Origin of the sequence: Stutzerimonas stutzeri (assembly GCF_000935215.1) — a bacterium.
In the GTDB taxonomy this organism is placed as follows: domain Bacteria; phylum Pseudomonadota; class Gammaproteobacteria; order Pseudomonadales; family Pseudomonadaceae; genus Stutzerimonas.
The window spans coordinates 1-17,575 of the sequence record NZ_JXXD01000066.1 but is presented as its reverse complement, the minus strand read 5'-3'; the positions used below and the strand labels follow the sequence as shown (position 1 = coordinate 17,575).

At 63.9% G+C, this 17,575-nt stretch carries 17 protein-coding genes and 1 pseudogene; 11 read left to right on the top strand and 7 right to left on the bottom strand.

Annotated features, from left to right (window positions below; all coding sequences use genetic code 11):
• Positions 1 to 57: 57 nt before the first annotated feature.
• Positions 58 to 468 (bottom strand): large-conductance mechanosensitive channel protein MscL, encoded by a 411-nt coding sequence (gene mscL / locus LO50_RS08565; RefSeq protein ID WP_044314712.1) that lies wholly within the window; start codon positions 466 to 468, stop codon positions 58 to 60.
• A gap of 223 nt (positions 469 to 691) precedes the next feature.
• Between mscL and LO50_RS08560 the strand changes: the two genes are divergently transcribed.
• The gene (locus tag LO50_RS08560) at positions 692 to 961 is read left to right on the top strand and encodes an HP1242/YdcH family protein (RefSeq protein WP_041014891.1); all 270 of its coding nucleotides are present in this window, start codon (positions 692 to 694) and stop codon (positions 959 to 961) included.
• 57 nt (positions 962 to 1,018) lie between these two features.
• Here LO50_RS08560 and LO50_RS08555 read toward each other — a convergent pair whose 3' ends face one another.
• Positions 1,019 to 1,453 (bottom strand): CopD family protein, encoded by a 435-nt coding sequence (locus LO50_RS08555; RefSeq protein ID WP_014821457.1) that lies wholly within the window; start codon positions 1,451 to 1,453, stop codon positions 1,019 to 1,021.
• A 116-nt stretch (positions 1,454 to 1,569) separates the two neighbouring features.
• Between LO50_RS08555 and radA the strand changes: the two genes are divergently transcribed.
• A complete protein-coding gene (radA, locus tag LO50_RS08550) occupies positions 1,570 to 2,931 on the top strand; it encodes a DNA repair protein RadA (protein WP_041014892.1) in 1,362 nt (453 codons plus the stop codon).
• A 3-nt stretch (positions 2,932 to 2,934) separates the two neighbouring features.
• Here the strand turns inward: radA and LO50_RS08545 are convergent, their stop codons facing one another.
• From LO50_RS08545 to glyA, 3 genes are all read right to left on the bottom strand, one after another.
• Complete coding sequence (locus tag LO50_RS08545) at positions 2,935 to 3,303, bottom strand: PilZ domain-containing protein (protein ID WP_044314713.1); 369 nt, start codon at positions 3,301 to 3,303, stop codon at positions 2,935 to 2,937.
• Between the two features lie 57 nt (positions 3,304 to 3,360).
• Positions 3,361 to 3,822 carry a methyltransferase family protein gene (locus LO50_RS08540; protein ID WP_044314711.1) on the bottom strand — a complete coding sequence of 154 codons (462 nt, stop codon included), beginning with the start codon at positions 3,820 to 3,822 and terminating at the stop codon, positions 3,361 to 3,363.
• A 135-nt stretch (positions 3,823 to 3,957) separates the two neighbouring features.
• Positions 3,958 to 5,211 (bottom strand): serine hydroxymethyltransferase, encoded by a 1,254-nt coding sequence (glyA, locus tag LO50_RS08535; protein WP_044314710.1) that lies wholly within the window; start codon positions 5,209 to 5,211, stop codon positions 3,958 to 3,960.
• A gap of 253 nt (positions 5,212 to 5,464) precedes the next feature.
• Here glyA and ettA point away from each other — a divergent pair, with 253 nt between their 5' ends.
• From ettA to gdhA, 6 genes and pseudogenes are all read left to right on the top strand, one after another.
• Positions 5,465 to 7,132: an energy-dependent translational throttle protein EttA gene (gene ettA, locus LO50_RS08530; RefSeq protein WP_044314709.1), complete on the top strand. Its 1,668-nt coding sequence runs from the start codon at positions 5,465 to 5,467 to the stop codon at positions 7,130 to 7,132.
• 161 nt (positions 7,133 to 7,293) lie between these two features.
• Positions 7,294 to 9,284 (top strand): annotated as a pseudogene (gene siaA / locus LO50_RS08525) (biofilm regulation protein phosphatase SiaA).
• A 15-nt stretch (positions 9,285 to 9,299) separates the two neighbouring features.
• On the top strand, positions 9,300 to 9,842 hold the full coding sequence (siaB, locus tag LO50_RS08520) for a biofilm regulation protein kinase SiaB (protein WP_014821464.1): 543 nt from the start codon (positions 9,300 to 9,302) through the stop codon (positions 9,840 to 9,842).
• Positions 9,843 to 9,859: 17 nt separating this feature from the next.
• Positions 9,860 to 10,237: a biofilm regulation phosphoprotein SiaC gene (gene siaC, locus LO50_RS08515; RefSeq protein WP_014821465.1), complete on the top strand. Its 378-nt coding sequence runs from the start codon at positions 9,860 to 9,862 to the stop codon at positions 10,235 to 10,237.
• A 12-nt stretch (positions 10,238 to 10,249) separates the two neighbouring features.
• Positions 10,250 to 11,035: a biofilm regulation diguanylate cyclase SiaD gene (gene siaD / locus LO50_RS08510; RefSeq protein WP_014821466.1), complete on the top strand. Its 786-nt coding sequence runs from the start codon at positions 10,250 to 10,252 to the stop codon at positions 11,033 to 11,035.
• Between the two features lie 275 nt (positions 11,036 to 11,310).
• Positions 11,311 to 12,648, top strand: coding sequence for an NADP-specific glutamate dehydrogenase (gene gdhA / locus LO50_RS08505; protein WP_014821467.1), 1,338 nt, complete (start codon positions 11,311 to 11,313; stop codon positions 12,646 to 12,648).
• 103 nt (positions 12,649 to 12,751) lie between these two features.
• Here the strand turns inward: gdhA and LO50_RS08500 are convergent, their stop codons facing one another.
• Positions 12,752 to 13,528 carry a ferredoxin--NADP reductase gene (locus LO50_RS08500; protein WP_044314708.1) on the bottom strand — a complete coding sequence of 259 codons (777 nt, stop codon included), beginning with the start codon at positions 13,526 to 13,528 and terminating at the stop codon, positions 12,752 to 12,754.
• Between the two features lie 97 nt (positions 13,529 to 13,625).
• On the opposite strand from LO50_RS08500, the gene LO50_RS08495 reads away from it, so the two are divergent.
• From LO50_RS08495 to LO50_RS08485, 3 genes are read left to right on the top strand one after another with little or no spacing between them, the layout of a single operon-like run.
• On the top strand, positions 13,626 to 14,753 hold the full coding sequence (locus tag LO50_RS08495; RefSeq protein WP_014821469.1) for a methyltransferase: 1,128 nt from the start codon (positions 13,626 to 13,628) through the stop codon (positions 14,751 to 14,753).
• Positions 14,750 to 15,127 (top strand): MerR family transcriptional regulator, encoded by a 378-nt coding sequence (locus LO50_RS08490; RefSeq protein ID WP_044314707.1) that lies wholly within the window; start codon positions 14,750 to 14,752, stop codon positions 15,125 to 15,127. The genes LO50_RS08495 and LO50_RS08490 overlap by 4 nt, the downstream gene beginning before the upstream one ends.
• Before the next feature lie 56 nt (positions 15,128 to 15,183).
• A complete protein-coding gene (locus tag LO50_RS08485; protein ID WP_044314706.1) occupies positions 15,184 to 15,576 on the top strand; it encodes a carboxymuconolactone decarboxylase family protein in 393 nt (130 codons plus the stop codon).
• A gap of 122 nt (positions 15,577 to 15,698) precedes the next feature.
• On the opposite strand, the gene LO50_RS08480 is transcribed toward LO50_RS08485, so the two are convergent.
• A partial coding sequence (locus tag LO50_RS08480) for a xanthine dehydrogenase family protein molybdopterin-binding subunit (RefSeq protein ID WP_044314705.1) occupies positions 15,699 to 17,575 on the bottom strand: 1,877 nt, incomplete at its 5' end.

Sequence of the window (17,575 nt, the reverse complement as noted above, 5' to 3'; positions counted from 1 at the left end):
AGCCAGAGTGATCGCTCCCCGTTACCCGGCGCCAGCCGCCGGGTAACGGCCCCCGTTTCAGCTTCCCCTCTGCTCCTTGAGCAGGTCGCGTATCTCCGTCAGCAACAACTCTTCCTTCGAGGGCGCTGGCGGCGCAGATGGCGCCTCGGCTTCCTTGCGCTTGAGATGGTTGATCGCCTTGATCGCCATGAAGATGGCGAAGGCGATGATTACGAAATCCACCACGGTCTGAATGAATGCACCGTACCGCAGCACCACCGCTGGGGCCTCGCCGACGGCTTCCTTGAGCACTATGGCCAAATCCGAGAAGTCCACCCCACCGATCAGCAGCCCCAGCGGCGGCATGATCACCCCGTCGACGAACGACGACACAATCTTGCCGAACGCAGCGCCGATGACGATACCCACCGCCATGTCGACGACATTCCCCCGCACGGCAAACGCCTTGAATTCGTTGATCAGACTCATACGCAGATTTCCTTTAGTGGATGACCGGGCCGCCCGCCATACCCCCCGAGGACATGGAGGTGAGCGCAGTGGTAGAGCATAGGCGGGCTTGCCGGCGCAGGCCACGACAGAACGCCTTTCATCGACCGGTTATTGCGATTGAGGTTCGCTTGATCGCCGTCAACCGGTTCTCGGAGGAGGGAGACTAAGGTGGACGCCTTCCTGACAAACCGGAGCGGTTTCCATGCACGTCGAACATCACCCACTGATCAAGGATTTCCCTGAGAAACGCGAGCAGTTGCAGAAACTGCGTCAGGAAGATCCGGCCTTCGCCCGCAAGGCGGACGAATACGAAGCGCTGGACAAGCGCATCTGCCGCGTCGAAGACGGTGTCGAAACCCTCGACGACAACGCGCTCAATGCCCTCAAGCAGGAGCGCGTGGCGATGAAGGACGATATCGCCCGCGACATCAAGCGCGCGTCGGGCAGCTGCTGCGGCGGTTGCTGCGGCTGATAGCGCCTACCCGTGAAGAGAAGCCCGCCATGCGCGGGCTTCTTGCTGTCTGGCCCGCTAGAACAATCCACCGAAGCGAAACCCGGAGCCGACCCAGACGAAGGCAACCGCAGTCAGGGTGATCAGCACGATGTGCAGCCCCAGTTGCGGCAGGCGCTGCGCATCCAGCTTGGGAATCAATGCCAGCCGCGCATGCACGCCGAGCAGCGCGGTAAATCCGAGCAGTACCAGCTTGGCTTGCACCAGATGCGCCATGGGCGACGAATCGAACCATTGCCCATGGGGCAGCCAGAGGCTGGCCAGCCAGAGCCCGCTGACGATCTGCACCAGCAGCGCAGGAATCCCGACGCGCTCGTAGAGTTGTTCGAACTGGCGTACCGGTTGCACATCGCGGCGACGCAGGGCACCCGGCAGCACACTGAACAGCAGTACCAGATGCCCGCCAACCCAGACACTGGCGCCCAGCAGATGCAGAAACAACAGATGTCGCATGGCGCTCACTCCTGTTCGATTTGTTTACAGTCTGGCCGCTGCCTCGCCGCTTGTGGCTGATGGCGATCAAGTCAGCCGTTATCATGCGACACCACCAATCAGACCCGGAGTTTCCCATGGCCAAGGCCAAGCGCATGTATGGCTGCACCGAATGCGGCTCGACCTTCCCGAAATGGGCCGGCCAGTGCGGTGACTGTGGCGCCTGGAATACGCTGGTGGAAACGATCATCGAGGGTGCGGCACCGCCCTCCGGCCGTGCAGGCTGGGCCGGGGAGCAGGCCAACATCAGGACGCTCGCCGAGGTCAGCGTCGAGGAAGTACCGCGATTCTCAACCGCTTCCGGCGAGCTGGATCGCGTACTCGGAGGGGGGCTGGTGGACGGCTCGGTGGTGCTGATCGGCGGTGATCCGGGCATAGGCAAGTCGACGATCCTGCTGCAGACCCTCTGCGCCATCGCCCAGCAGTACCCGGCGCTCTACGTCACCGGTGAAGAATCCCAGCAGCAGGTGGCCATGCGTGCGCGTCGTCTGGACCTGCCGCAGGACCGGCTCAAGGTGATGACCGAGACCTGCATCGAATCGATAATCGCCACCGCGCGGCTGGAAAAGCCCAAGGTGATGGTGATCGACTCGATCCAGACCATCTTCACCGAGCAGCTGCAGTCAGCGCCGGGCGGTGTGGCTCAGGTGCGCGAGAGCGCGGCGCTGCTGGTCCGCTTCGCCAAGCAGAGCGGCACGGCGATCTTCCTCGTCGGCCACGTGACCAAGGAAGGCGCACTGGCCGGCCCGCGCGTGCTCGAGCACATGGTCGATACGGTGCTGTATTTTGAGGGTGAATCCGATGGCCGTCTGCGCCTGCTACGGGCGGTGAAGAACCGCTTCGGCGCGGTCAACGAGCTCGGAGTGTTCGGCATGACCGACAAGGGCCTGAAAGAAGTCACCAACCCCTCGGCGATCTTCCTCACCCGCGCTCAGGAAGCGGTGCCCGGCAGCGTGGTCATGGCCACCTGGGAAGGCACCCGCCCCATGCTGGTGGAGGTGCAGGCGCTGGTGGACACCAGCCACCTGGCCAACCCGCGCCGCGTCACCCTGGGCCTGGATCAGAACCGTCTGGCCATGCTGCTGGCCGTACTGCATCGGCATGGCAGCATTCCCACCTACGATCAGGACGTTTTCATCAACGTGGTCGGCGGTGTGAAGGTGCTGGAAACCGCGGCGGATCTGGCGCTGATGGCCGCGGTGATCTCCAGCCTGCGCAACCGGCCGCTGGATACCGATCTGCTGGTATTCGGTGAAGTGGGCTTGTCGGGCGAGATCCGCCCGGTGCCAAGTGGTCAGGAGCGTCTGAAGGAGGCAGCCAAGCACGGCTTCAAGCGCGCCATCGTGCCCAAGGGCAATGCGCCGAAGGAGGCCCCCGCCGGTTTGCAGATCATCGCCGTGACTCGCCTGGAGCAGGCGCTCGACGCGCTGTTCGAGTGATCGTTACTGGCCGCCGAGTGCAGCCAGCTCGCGTTCCAGCAGTGCCTCGTCGCCGAGGTTGAGTTCGACCAGGCGCCGCAGGTGGGCGATCGAGTCGAGATCGATATGCTGGCAGACGAAGCCGATCAGATCGCCCTCTTCATGGGTCATCGCCACCTCCATGCGCACCACGGCATCATCGGCCAGGCGCACCCGCGCTTCGAACGGCTGTTCAGCATCGGCATCCCAGCCTTCCGGGCGGCGAACCAGCAGGCCTTTCAGGGACAGGTCATGCAGCTCGACCGGCCAGCGCCGGTCACCCTGCACCAACTCAGTGGCGGCATCGAACTCGATACGCTGGAAGCGCCGGCGATCACTGGGGGAATCAGTCATGAACATCACTCCGCGGTGTCTGAATTCACTATAGGACAACAACTCTCGACATCGCCGTTACAACCAGCGGCGCACCCGTCCACAGTACGCCAGATAGTCGTCGCCAAACAGCTGGGTCAGCAAGCGCTCCTCATGCATGATCACGGCGCGCTGCATGGTGAAGATCAGGGCAGGCAGCAACAGCCAGGGCCACAGCGTGCCCCAGAGCAGCGCGATGCCACAGTAGATCAGGCTGTCGGCCAGATAGATCGGGTTGCGTGAGAAACCGAACGGCCCCTCTTCCAGCAGCTTCGCGGGCTTGCCATAGGGATTGACCGTGGTCTTGCGCCAGAGCATCAGCAATCCAGCCCAGAGCATCAACAACACGCCCGCGTCGATCAGACCCCAGCCGGCATAGTGAGTCCAGAGATTGCGCGACAGCGTGATCGGCAACACCGACTCCAACAACCAGGCCGCCGCGAGAAACAGCAGATAGATGACCGGTGGCGGCAGGATCACACCAGTGGCGCGCTTGAACATGAGTCGAACTCCGAACGAACAGATCACGGCAGTCTAGCGCGCCGCGCAAGCGTCGCACCGCCCAGGATCAAAGAGATAACCGCTAGATAGCAGAAAGCCCGCTTTCGCGGGCTTTCCAATGCAGCGTTCGAGCGCTTACTTGCCGTATACCGGGAACTTGGCGCAGACCGCTTCGACCTTGCCACGAACCGCTTCGATCACCGACTCGTCGCCCATGTTGTCGAGGATGTCGCAGATCCAGCCGGCCAGGTCGCGGCACTCGGTCTCGCCGAAGCCGCGAGTGGTGACGGCCGGGGTGCCGATGCGCAGACCGGACGTCACGAACGGCGAACGCGGGTCGTTCGGCACGCTGTTCTTGTTCACGGTGATGTGGGCGTTGCCCAGGGCAGCGTCAGCATCCTTGCCGGTGATGTCCTGCTTGATCAGGCTGAGCAGGAACAGGTGGTTCTGAGTACCACCGGACACCACATCGAAACCACGCTGGATGAACACCTCGGCCATGGCCTGAGCATTCTTCACTACCTGCTGCTGGTAGGCCTTGAACTCGGGCTGCAGCGCTTCCTTGAAGCAAACGGCCTTGGCCGCGATGACGTGCTCCAGCGGGCCGCCCTGGGCTCCCGGGAAGACAGCAGAGTTCAGCTTCTTCTCGATCTCGGCGTTGGCGCGCGCCAGGATCAGGCCGCCGCGCGGGCCGCGCAGGGTCTTGTGGGTAGTAGTTGTGACGACGTCAGCGAACGGAACCGGGTTCGGGTAGACGCCAGCAGCGACCAGACCGGCCACGTGAGCCATGTCGACGAACAGATAAGCACCGACCTTGTCGGCGATGGCGCGGAAACGGGCGAAATCCAGCACCTGCGAATAGGCGGAGAAGCCGGCGACGATCATTTTCGGCTTGTGCTCGACGGCCAGACGCTCTACTTCGTCATAGTCGATCAGGCCTTGGTCGTTGATGCCGTACTGCACGGCGTTGTACAGCTTGCCGGAGGAGGAAACGCTGGCGCCGTGGGTGAGGTGGCCGCCGTGGGCCAGGCTCATGCCGAGGATGGTGTCACCGGCCTGCAAAAGGGCGAGGTAGACGGCGCTGTTGGCTTGAGAGCCAGCATGCGGCTGGACGTTGGCGTAGTCGGCGCCGAACAGTTCCTTGGCGCGGTCGATGGCCAGCTGCTCGACCACGTCGACGTACTCGCAACCGCCGTAGTAGCGCTTGCCCGGATAGCCTTCGGCGTACTTGTTGGTGAGCACCGAACCCTGGGCTTCCATCACCGCCGGGCTGGTGTAGTTCTCCGAGGCGATCAGCTCGATGTGGTCTTCCTGACGCTTGGCTTCCTGCTCCATGGCAGCGAAGAGATCGGCGTCGAAACGGGCGAGGGTCAAATCACGGCTGAACATGGCAGTCCTCTGAGATCAGCTGGCGGTATAAAAGAGAGGCGCGGATTCTACCTCATCCGACCGGTTGCGGGTATGAGCGATAGTCATGCACAAGATGAACAGCCGCCGCTTCCGCAGCCGCGACGGCGCACTGTCGCGGTTTGCCCTGACCGGTGCATTCGGGTAGCTTTGCGCCCTTTCCATGCCACCCCATTTTCGGCCCCCCACGGCCTGGGTTAGGCATCATTCACCACTGTCACGGGCATTCGTTTCCATGGCTCAATACGTCTACACCATGCACCGGCTGAGCAAGGTCGTTCCGCCGAAGCGTGAGATCCTCAAGAACATCTCCCTGTCGTTCTTCCCCGGCGCCAAGATTGGCGTGCTCGGCCTGAACGGCGCCGGTAAATCCACCCTGCTGCGCATCATGGCCGGCGTCGACACCGAGTTCGACGGCGAGGCCCGTGCCATGCCGGGAATCAATGTCGGCTACCTGCCGCAGGAACCGCAGCTCGACCCGGAAAAGACCGTGCGCGAAATCGTCGAGGAGGCGGTTGGTGTGATCAAGGACGCCCAGGCCCGCCTGGATGCCGTTTACGCCGCCTACGCCGAGCCGGACGCCGATTTCGATGCGCTGGCTGCCGAGCAGGCCAAGCTCGAAGCGATCCTGCAGGCATCCGACGGCCATAACCTGGAGCGCCAGCTGGAGGTCGCCGCAGATGCACTGCGTCTGCCGGCCTGGGATGCCAAGGTCGCGCACCTGTCCGGCGGCGAGAAGCGCCGCGTCGCCCTCTGCCGCCTGCTGCTGTCGGCCCCGGACATGCTGCTGCTGGACGAACCGACCAACCACCTGGATGCCGACTCGGTGGCCTGGCTGGAGCGCTTCCTCCACGACTTCCCCGGCACCGTGGTGGCGATCACCCACGATCGTTACTTCCTCGACAACGTCGCCGGCTGGATCCTCGAACTCGACCGCGGCGCGGGCATCCCGTACGAAGGCAACTATTCCGGCTGGCTGGAAGCCAAATCGGCGCGTCTGGCGCAGGAATCCAAGCAGCAGTCGGCCCATGAAAAGGCCATGAAGGAAGAACTGGAATGGGTACGTAAAGGCGCCAAGGCCCGCCAGTCCAAATCCAAGGCTCGTCTGCAGCGCTTCGAGGAAATGCAGTCGCAGGAATTCCAGAAACGCGCAGAGACCAACGAGATCTACATCCCGGCCGGCCCGCGCCTGGGCGACAAGGTCATCGAATTCAAGAACGTCACCAAGGGCTATGGCGACCGCGTACTGATCGACGACCTCTCCTTCAGCGTGCCGAAAGGCGCCATCGTTGGCGTGATCGGTGGCAACGGTGCCGGGAAGTCGACCCTGTTCCGCATGCTGATGGGCAAGGAAACACCGGATTCCGGCAGCATCGAAATCGGCGATACCGTGCAGTTGGCCTGCGTGGACCAGAGCCGCGACGACCTGAACGGTGGAAAGACCGTATGGGAAGCAGTCTCCGATGGCTTGGACCAGATTCGCATCGGCAACTACGAGGTGCCATCGCGCGGTTACGTTGGCCGCTTCAACTTCAAGGGCGCCGACCAGCAGAAGTTCGTCAAGGATCTCTCCGGCGGTGAGCGCGGTCGTCTGCACCTGGCGCTGACCCTCAAGCAGGGCGCCAACGTGCTGCTGCTCGACGAGCCGTCCAACGACCTCGACGTGGAAACCCTGCGCTCGCTGGAAGAGGCACTGCTGGACTTCCCCGGCTCGGCCATCGTGATCTCCCACGACCGCTGGTTCCTCGACCGCGTCGCCACCCACATCCTCTCCTACGAGGACGATGGCGGTGTCGTGTTCTTCGAAGGCAACTACACCGAGTATGAAGCCGATCGCAAGAAGCGCCTCGGTGACGCAGCCTCCCAGCCGCACCGCGTCAAGTACAAGAAGCTGGCGCAGTAAGCGGTAGATAACGACAACGGAGCCGGACAGGCTCCGTTGTCGTGTCTAGAGAAAGCACCCACAAATAGTGGCACAATGCCGCCTGCGTGAATTACTGATCCCTCCGGCAGGCGCGGCAATCGCACCATGCCGACCCCCGCGACCGACAAAGGACAATTCGCATGGCGGCACTTGGACTGCGCGGCAAATCACTGCTGGCATTGTTGCTCAGTTGCCTGCTTGCTTTCGTCTTTGCCGGTTTCATTGGCCGAGAAGCATTGCTCGGCGTGCAGAGTCGCTTCGGCGAGGCCTATGCGCGCAATGTGGTCCAACTCAACCGCGAACGCCTGTTCGCACCGGTTTCACGCGAACTGGCACTGGCTCAACGGCTGGCGGCTTCGCAGCTGACGCTGGCCTGGTTGAACGACGAGCAGGACCCGGCCAAGCGCAAGATCTTTTTCCAGGAAGCGGCCGGCTACCAGCAGGCCTTCGGCGACCACGCCTACTTCGCCGCCTCGGCGAGCGGCAACGGCTACTACTCGAACGGACCCGACCAGCCACCCAGCGATGCGCCTCGCTATGTGATGGCCCCAGACGCCCCGCGCGACGAATGGTTCTTCCAGACACTGCAGGCCGATACCCCCTACGCCATCAACGTCGACCGCTCGGTGGTCACCGAGGAGCTCAAGGTGTGGTTCAACGTGCAGGTGCGTGACGGCGATCGACGCCTGGGCCTGGTCGGTTCCGGCATCAGCCTGCAAGCATTTCTGGATGACTTCATCGAGGCGAACAAGGTCGGCGTCGAGTCGATGGTGCTCGATGCCTACGGCTCCATCCTCGTTCATCCTAATCAGAATCTGGTCACGCTCAACGCCGAAACCGCGCGTGGACGCTCCTTGTCGACGAGTATCCTCGGCCAGCTCGACGACCTCGGCGCGGCCTCGGCAGTGCGTCAGGCCATGGCGGAAAGCCGCGAGAACCCCGGCACCGTGGCGACGTTGCGCGTCACCCTGGATGGCGCGCCCCGCTTGCTGGCGCTGAGCTGGATTCCCGAGCTGCAGTGGTTCGTCGCCAGCGCCGTGGACCTGGGCACCGCGCAGGTCGTCGAGGTGCGTCCGCTGCTGCCGGCCATCGCCCTGTTTCTGGTGCTGTTCCTGCTGCTGATCGGTGGTGGTGCCTGGCTGGTCGAGAAGCGTGTGCTCAAACCGCTGCGCCAGCTGAGACGCAGCGCCCAGGCCCTGGCGGCGGGACAGTACGATGCCCCCCTGCCCCTGCACCGGCAGGACGAGATCGGCGAACTCAGCGCAGCCTTCGGTGCCATGGCGCAGCAGGTTCGTAGCCACACCAGCGAGCTGGAGAATCGTGTGCGTGAGCGCACCCGCGACCTGGAACAGGCAACCTGGAAATGGCCGCCGCGCACAAGAAGATCGACGACTCGATCGACTACGCCAGCCTCATCCAGCGCTCGATCCTGCCCAACCGGCAGCTGGTCACCGCCATGGGCGATCGTCATGCAGTGCTCTGGCGGCCACGCGATGTCGTCGGCGGCGACTTCTATGTGTATCGCGCCGACGAACATGGCTGCCTGTTCGGAATCGTCGACTGTGCCGGACACGGCGTGCCCGGCGCGTTGATGACGATGCTGGCCCACGCCGCCATCGATCAGGCGCTCGGCACGACCGGCCTGGACGACCCCGCCGCCGCGCTCGCGCGTACCGATGCGATCGTGCGCAACATGCTGCGCGAAGAGCAGGACTCCCATGCCCTGGCGACCAACATGGATATCGGCCTCGCCTATGTCGATTTGCGCCAGCGCAAGGTGCATTATTCCGGCGCGAAGATTGCGTTGTACTACTGTGATGGCGAAGAGGTGCACGAGATCAAGGCAGCGCGGCGCGCCATCGGCGATAAACGCATCGGCGACTACCGCAACACCAGCGTCGACCTGCAACCGGGGCGGACCTTCTACATGACCACCGACGGTTTCCTCGACCAGGCCGGCGGCGACGACGGGTTCGGCTTTGGCAACAGCCGCTTCGCCAGCATGATCCGCGAGCATGCACGGCTTCCCCTGGCCGAACAGGGCGAAGCCTTCAGCCTCGCACTGGCGCGCTATCAGGGTGAATTCCCGCAGCGCGATGACATCACGATGTTATGTTTCCGCTTCGATTGAGACAGGGAGTTGGCCATGGCCCCCATTGACATGTTCGCGATGCGCGAATGCTACAACCAGCAACAGATCATGCTGTGCTTCAACGGCCCCATCTCCCGCAGCCTGATCGAAGAGATCGGCAATGCCCTGCGCAACTACATGAGCGAAGAGCAGGCGCACCCGTCCTCGGCCATGGACGTGTTCGCCGTGTACATCGAGATGACGCAGAACATTCGCCACTACACCCGCGAAAAGAACTGGTCCGATCAGCAGGCCGGCGCCACAGTCGTGGTCGCACGCGATGACCAGGGCCGCTACGTGGTTTCGGCCGGCAACCTGATCGAAACCGCCGACGGCCAGCAACTGCTTACCGCCGTCGCCGAACTGGCAAAAAAGGACAAGGCCGGCCTCAAGGCCCTGTACAAGGAACAATTGCGCAAGCCGCGTGACGAACACGTGGCAACCGGCGCCGGACTCGGCCTGATCGATATTGCCCGCAAGTCCAGCGAGCCGCTCAAGGCTTCGTTGCAGCCAGTCTCCGACGAGCTTTCCTTCATCAGCCTGAGCGCCGTCATCTGAAACTCAAGAGCATCCCCATGAACGATTTTTCAATCCCCGGCAGCCAGTCCACTCCCGCCATCCAGTCCGACTGGGAAAAAGGCATCGTCTCGATGCAGGGCGACTCGTACCCGGAAAATTCCTACGAGCTGTTCCACCAGGTCTACGAATGGATCGAGCGCTTCCTCGGCGAAGCCGCACATCCGCTCAACCTCGAGCTGCGCCTGCTGTACCTGAACACCAGCAGCATCAAGGCGATGATGGACATCTTCGACCTGCTCGAAGCCGCCTATCAGGAAGGCCGGCAGGTCGCGGTCAACTGGTACTACGACATCCGCAACGAGCGCGTCGTGGAGTTGGCCGAAGAGTTCAAGGAAGACTGCACCTTCCCCTTTTCCATCCAGAGTCACGACTGACAGAAGGTCGATATGCGTGGGCCATCGCCGCTAGAGCAAGAGGTCATCAATCTCCTCGCCGATCCGCAGTTCGAGGGGCACCCGCTGAAGGAAGCCCTGAGCCAGCTGTGGGGAGCGCACCATGACCTGCTTGGCCGAATCGAACGCATCGCCCGCGTATCGGACGGCTACCAGAGCATCGCCCGCGAGCGCGAACTGAGCCTTTCGGCGCGCTTCGACAAGCAGTTGCGCCAGCTGGAAAAGGTCGCGCGCATCTCCGACCGCTACCAGATGATGATGCAGGACCTGAATGCCTCGCTGCGCGAGGCCTCGACCTTGGACACTCTGACCGGCATCGCCAACCGCCGCCTGCTCACCGAGCGCCTGCGCGAGGAAAGCGAGCGCGCCAAACGCTACGGCCGCCCGCTGGCCCTGGTCATGCTGGACATCGACCGCTTCAAGGTCATCAACGACGAGTACGGCCACGAAGTCGGCGACCGCGTGCTGATCGAAGTGGTGCGCGTCATGGAATCGGAGATTCGCGAGCACGACCTCTGTGGTCGCTGGGGCGGCGAGGAATTCCTTATCCTGATGCCGGAAAGCAGCGCCGAGATGGCCTGCACGGTGATGCGCCGCCTTGGCGACAGCATTGCCGCGCTCGGCGTGCGGGTGAACGATGACCTGCTCGGGGTCACCGCCAGCATGGGTATCGCCGAGCTGCGCGCCGACGAAACCTACTCGAGCACTATCAACCGCGCCGACATCGCGCTGCTGAGAGCCAAGCGCAGTGGTCGCAACCGCTGTGAGCTGGCCGACTAGCCATCACCCGAACAAGCACAAGAATGACGCACCCATCGCTCCATTTCAGTGCAAATGGAGCAACGCCTCCGCCTCTTAAAGTCTGAAGCATCGGGAAACATAGAAGCCAGACGCCACGCACGGAGCCGAAACCTTCAGCACCACAGCCCTTCTAACGCACCATTTCGCGGCATGCCAGACCCATGTCGCACTTCCGCGGTGCAAATCAGGTTTGCTACAGTCGCCGGCCAAAATTATTAATGACTGCCGACACGCGGTCGCCGAGGGCCTACCTGATGATCGAAACCGTTGATGCCTTTCTCGCGCGGTTGAAGCAACGCGACCCCCACCAACCCGAGTTCCACCAGGCGGTGGAAGAAGTGGTTCGCAGCCTCTGGCCCTTCCTCGAAGCCCATCCGCATTACATGCAGGCCGGCATCATCGAACGCATGGTCGAGCCGGAGCGCTCGATCATCTTCCGCGTACCCTGGGTCGACGATCAGGGCCGTGTGCAGGTCAATCGCGGCTTCCGCATCCAGATGAACAGCGCCATCGGCCCATACAAAGGTGGTCTGCGCTTCCATCCGTCGGTGAACATCGGCGTCCTCAAGTTCCTCGCCTTCGAACAGGTCTTCAAGAACTCCCTGACTTCGCTGCCCATGGGCGGCGGCAAGGGTGGCTCGGACTTCAACCCCAAGGGCAAGAGTGACAACGAAGTGATGCGCTTCTGCCAGTCGTTCATGACCGAGCTGTACCGCCATATCGGCGCAGACCTCGACGTTCCGGCCGGTGACATCGGCGTCGGCGGCCGCGAGATCGGCTTCCTCTTCGGCCAGTACAAGCGCCTGTCCAACCAGTTCACCTCCGTCCTGACCGGCAAGGGCCTGGCCTATGGCGGCAGCCTGATCCGCCCGGAAGCCACCGGCTACGGCTGCGTGTACTTCGCCGAGGAAATGCTCAAGAGCAGCCACAGCAGCTTCGACGGCAAGCGCGTGGCCATCTCCGGTTCCGGTAACGTCGCGCAGTACGCGGCGCAGAAAGTCATGGAACTGGGTGGCCGGGTCGTCTCGCTGTCCGACTCGGGCGGCACCCTGCACTTCGCGGACGGCATGACCGCCGAGCAGTGGACATACCTGATGGACCTGAAGAACGTCCGTCGCGGTCGCCTCGAGGAGATGGGCACGCACTTCGGCGTCACCTACCTGGCCGATCAGCGTCCGTGGAGCCTGCCGTGCGATATCGCCCTGCCCTGCGCCACGCAGAACGAACTGGATGGCGAAGACGCCCGCGCGCTGCTGAAGAACGGCTGCATCTGCGTGGCCGAAGGCGCGAACATGCCGTCGACCCTGGAAGCCGTCGACCTGTTCCTCGAGGCCGGCATCCTCTACGCACCGGGCAAGGCATCCAACGCCGGTGGTGTGGCCTGTAGCGGACTGGAGATGAGCCAGAACGCCATGCGCCTGCACTGGACCGCCGGTGAGGTGGACACCAAGCTGCACGGCATCATGCAGTCGATCCACCACGCCTGCGTCGCCCACGGCGAGGAAAACGGTCGAATCAACTACGTGAAGGGCGCCAACATCGCCGGCTTCGTCAAGGTTGCCGATGCCATGCTGGCCCAGGGCGTCGTGTAACGGCTGCGCCCGCCCCCGAGCCTCAGCTTGAAAGACAAAGCCCCCGTCGGATCGTCCGGCGGGGGCTTTTGTTTTGTTGCGCGAGACTCCGCGCGGCAATCGCCTACCAGTAGTTCTCCACCGCCACCTGGCCGGGCCTGCGCGTCATCGCCAGGTTCAGATCACGCGCTTTCAGCACCGCACGGGTGTCCTCGATCATCTGCGGGTTGCCGCAGAGCATGATCCGCGAATGCTCGGGCGTCAGCTGCAGATCGGCGGCGCGCTCCAGTTCGCCGTTCTCGATCAGCGTGGTGATGCGTCCGTGCAGCGCACCGGGTATCTGTTCGCGCGTTACCACCGGCAGGTACAGCAGCTTCGAGCCCAGACCATCCAGGTAGTCGCGTTGCGGCAGTTCGGCGATCAGCTGCTGATAGGCCAGCTCACGCGCCTCGCGCACGCTGTAGACCAGAATGATGCGCTCGAAGCGCTGCCAGGCCTCGAAGTCCTGCAGGATCGACAGAAACGGGGCGATCCCGGTGCCGGTGGCCAGCAGCCATAGGTCACGACCATCGAGAAAGCGATCCAGCGTCAGAAAGCCGAAGGCCTGCTTGTCCACCAGCAGCTCGTCGCCGACTGCCAACCGGCTCAGCTCGCTGGTGAATTCGCCGTCCGGCACGACAATGGAAAAGAAATCGAGAAACTCGTCGTGCGGCGCCGAGACCATCGAATAGGCGCGCCAGACGATACAGCCGCTTGGCTTGCGCACACCGAGGCGGGCGAACTGCCCGGCGGTGAAGCGAAAACCGGGATCGCGGCTGGTACGCAGAGTGAACAGGTTAGGCGTCAGCGTCTGCACCTCTAGCAGGCGCTGGCGGGTGAACTTCTCTTCGCTGGCGGTCATACTTCGCTCCCTCCGAGCATCTTCGGGCCCACTGCACGCAGCGCCCGCATGGGTCCTTGATACTCCTTTACGCAGCCGACAAACACCGCCAGTTCTCATGCCTATTCTCGATACCCCCTATGCAAGCCTCGATCTGATCCGCCAGCCGGAGCAGCCCAACGAGCCGCTGCAGGCCTTCGATGCCGCCGACGAATACCTGCTGGCCCAGCTGCATGAGCAGGGATTGCCAGCGGCCACGCGAGTGCTGATCCTCAATGACAGCTTCGGCGCCCTGGCTTGCTCGCTGGCCGCACACGTCGCGGTCACCAGCAGCGGCGACTCGCACCTCGGCCACCTGGCATTGCAAAAGAACCTGGCACGTAACGAGCTGCCGGCCGAGCGCGTGCGCTTCGTACCTGCCAGCGAGGTCGCCCAGGGCCCGTTCGACCGGGTGCTGATTCGCGTACCGAAAACCCTTGCCCTGCTGGAAGAACAGCTGATCCGCCTGCACGGCCAGCTGGCGCCAGGCGCGCAGGTGATCGCTGCGGCGATGATCAAGCATCTGCCGCGCGCCGCCGGTGATCTGCTGGAGCAGTACATCGGCCCGGTGCAGGCTTCGCTGGCGGTGAAGAAGGCACGTCTGCTCAGCGCAACGCCAAGCGCGAAACCGGCGCCGCAGTCGCCCTACCCTACCCGCTACCAGCTCGATCAGCCGAAACTCGAGCTGCTCAACCACGCCAATCTGTTCTGCCGCGAAGGCCTCGATATCGGCACCCGCGCCTTCCTACCACATCTGCCGCAGGCACTCGGTGCGCTGCGCGTCGCCGATCTCGGCTGCGGCAACGGCGTGCTCGGTATCGTCTACGCGCTGGGCAACCCGCAGGCGCAACTGACACTGGTGGACGAGAGCTACATGGCTGTGCAGTCGGCACGGGAGAACTGGCAGGCAATCCACGGTCAGCGCCCGGTCGAGATTCGCGCCGGCGACGGCCTGGCCGAGCAACCGCCGACCTCGCTGGACCTGGTGCTGTGCAATCCGCCGTTCCACCAGCAGCAGGTGGTCGGCGACTTCCTCGCCTGGCGCATGTTCACCCAGGCCAAGGCGGCGCTGGCCAAGGGCGGCGAGCTGTGGATCGTCGGCAACCGCCACCTCGGCTATCACCTCAAGCTCAAGCGCCTGTTCGGCAACGCCGAGCAGGTGGCCGCCACACCGAAGTTCGTCATTCTGCGGTCGATCAAGGCATGAGCGAGGCGCCGGTCCGCCTCAGCATCCGGCAGTTCGCCGCGCGCTGCGGCCTGTCCGCCGATACGCTGCGCTATTACGAAAAGATCGGCCTGCTACGGCATGTCGCTCGGGACGCCAGCGGCTTTCGCGTCTATGGCCCGCGCGACCTGGAGTGGATCGGCTTCATCCTGCGCCTGAAAGACACCGGCATGGCGCTGGACGACATCATCCGCTATGCCGAACTGCGCGAATGCGGCGATACCACCCTGGCAGCGCGCCAGGCATTGCTTGAGCAGCATGCTGCCAGGCTGCACGAACGCATCCAGCGCGACCATCAGCATCTCGACGCATTGCAGGCGAAGATCGCGCTGTATCGGCAGCAAACTTCCGCTTGACCTGGAGTCGACTCCAACCCGCAGGCTTTCCTCCGACCTATTGAGAGGAACGCTCCATGTCTGTATCAGCCCGCTACACCGAAGGCCTGGCCAAGCTCGACGAGATCGACGGCGAGGCCGGGCGCAAGGTCATCGACAGCCTGCAAGCCATTGCGCCGGACCTGGCGCGCTACGTGATCGAATTTCCCTTCGGCGACATCTACCAGCGCCCCGGCCTCGACCTGGCCCGGCGTGAGCTGGCGACCGTGGCGGCGCTCACCGCACTCGGCCATTGCCAACCGCAGCTGGCCGTGCACGTTCATGGCGCGCTGAACGTCGGCTGCACGCCGGAACAGATCGTCGAGGTGGTCATTCAGATGGCGGTTTACGCCGGCTTCCCGGCCGCGCTCAACGGCATGCACACGGTCAAGGCGGTGTTTGCCGAACGGGGCCTTTTGCCGGATGCGTGATCGGCAAACCAGCACACCACGTGGCTAAGCCGGCCTACAACAGGTTCTGTGCCCTGGCGCGGTGGCGGTTGGTGGGCTAGCCCACCAGCCGTACGGACATCGCAGCCGCCGTCAAAGGCGCGTTACAGCACCTTGTCCAGGGTGATCGGCAGATCCCGCACGCGCTTGCCCGTCGCGTTGTAGATCGCATTGGCAACCGCCGCCGCCACGCCGACAATGCCGATCTCGCCCACGCCTTTGGACCCAAGGTCGTTGACGATCTCGTCGTGTTCCTCGACGAAGATCACGTCGATCTCGGGAATGTCCGCGTTCACCGGGATGTGGTACTCGGCAAGGTTGTGGTTCATGTAGCGGCCGAGTCTGTGATCGATCAGCGTCTCCTCGTGCAGCGCCTGGCCGATGCCCCAGACCACGCCGCCGACGATCTGGTTGCCGGCGGTCTTCGGGTTGACGATGCGGCCCGCGGCAATCGCGCTGACCACACGGCTGACCTTGATGGTGCCGAGGTCCTCGTCGACGCGCACCTCGACGAACACCGCCGAATGGGTTCCCGTCGCCCAGGCGTCGCGCTTCTCATCCGGCTTGACGCTGGCTTCGGCCTCCAATGCGCCGCTGACCTGGACGATGTCGCGCAGCGGCACGGCATGCTCGCCGGATTTCAGCCGCAGTTGGCCATCGACAAACTCCACCGTCTCCAGATTCGCTCCGGTAAAGGGTGAAGCCGGCGACTGCTGTACGGCGTCCAGCAGCTTCTGCCGCAGGCCGGCGCATGCGCGTTGCACCGCACTACCGACCGAGGACACGGTGGCCGAGCCACCCTCCAGCGGTGCCTGCGGCAGGCTGGAATCGCCGAGGCGGAACTCCACCTCGGCCATCGACAGGCCCATGGCATCGGCGGCGATCTGGGTCATCGCGGTGTAGGTGCCGGTGCCGATATCGGCGGTGGCGCTGGTCACCAGCAGCCGGCCGTCGGCGTCGAGGCAGGCGCGAGCGGAGGCCGGCATCTGCATGGCTTCCCAGACGCCGGTGGCCATGCCCATGCCCACCAACTGATGACCGTCGCGCAGGCTGCGTGGCTGCGCCGGACGCCGCGACCAGCCGAAGCGCTCCGCACCCTGCTGGTAGCAGGCACGCAGCTCCTTGCTGGAATAGCGCTTGCCCTCGTTACCGTTGATGTCGGTGTAGTTGCGCAGGCGCAGCTCCAACGGATCGATACCGACTTCATGGGCCAGCTCGTCCATCGCGCACTCAAGCGCATAGACACCGATGGTCGCGCCCGGGGCGCGCATGTCCAGCGGGGTATAGACGTCCAGCGGCGCCAGGCGGTAGCCGAGGCGAACGTTGTCGCAGGCGTAGAGCATGCCGGACCACTCCACCTCGTGCTCGGTGAAGTCCTCGAAGCGCGAGGTCTGGCCAATGGCCTTGTGCTCGATGGCCCGCAGCCGTCCTTCGCCATCTGCCGCGAGCTTCAGCTGCTGAAAGGTGCGCGGGCGATAGCCGAAGGTGAACATCTGCTGTCGGGTCAGCTCGACGCGCACCGAGGCCTTCAGCTTGAGTGCGGCCATCACCGCCAGCGGCAGCTGGTACTGCGGGCGCAGGCCGGAGCCGAAGGCACCGCCAACAAAGGGCGCGAGCACGCGAATCTTGCCCTGCATGTCGAACACCTGCTCCAGATAGCGCTGGCAGTTCTGCACGCCCTGGGTCTTGTCATGGATCAGCAGCTCGCCGCCCGGCTGGTACTGGACAATGGATGCGTGCGGCTCCATCGGGTTGTGGTGCTCGACCGGGGTGCCGTACTCGCAATCGATGCGCTTTGCCGCCGCGGCGAACGCCGAGTCGAAATCGCCGCGCGGCTCCGGCAGCTCCGCTGGCGCTTGATGGGCCTGCTCACGCGCAGCCTGCAGATCGGTCTGGTGCGCTTCGACCTCGTATTCGACGCGCACCAGGCTCGCCCCGTGCCGCGCCAGCGCCTGGGTCTCGGCGACGACCAGCGCCAGCG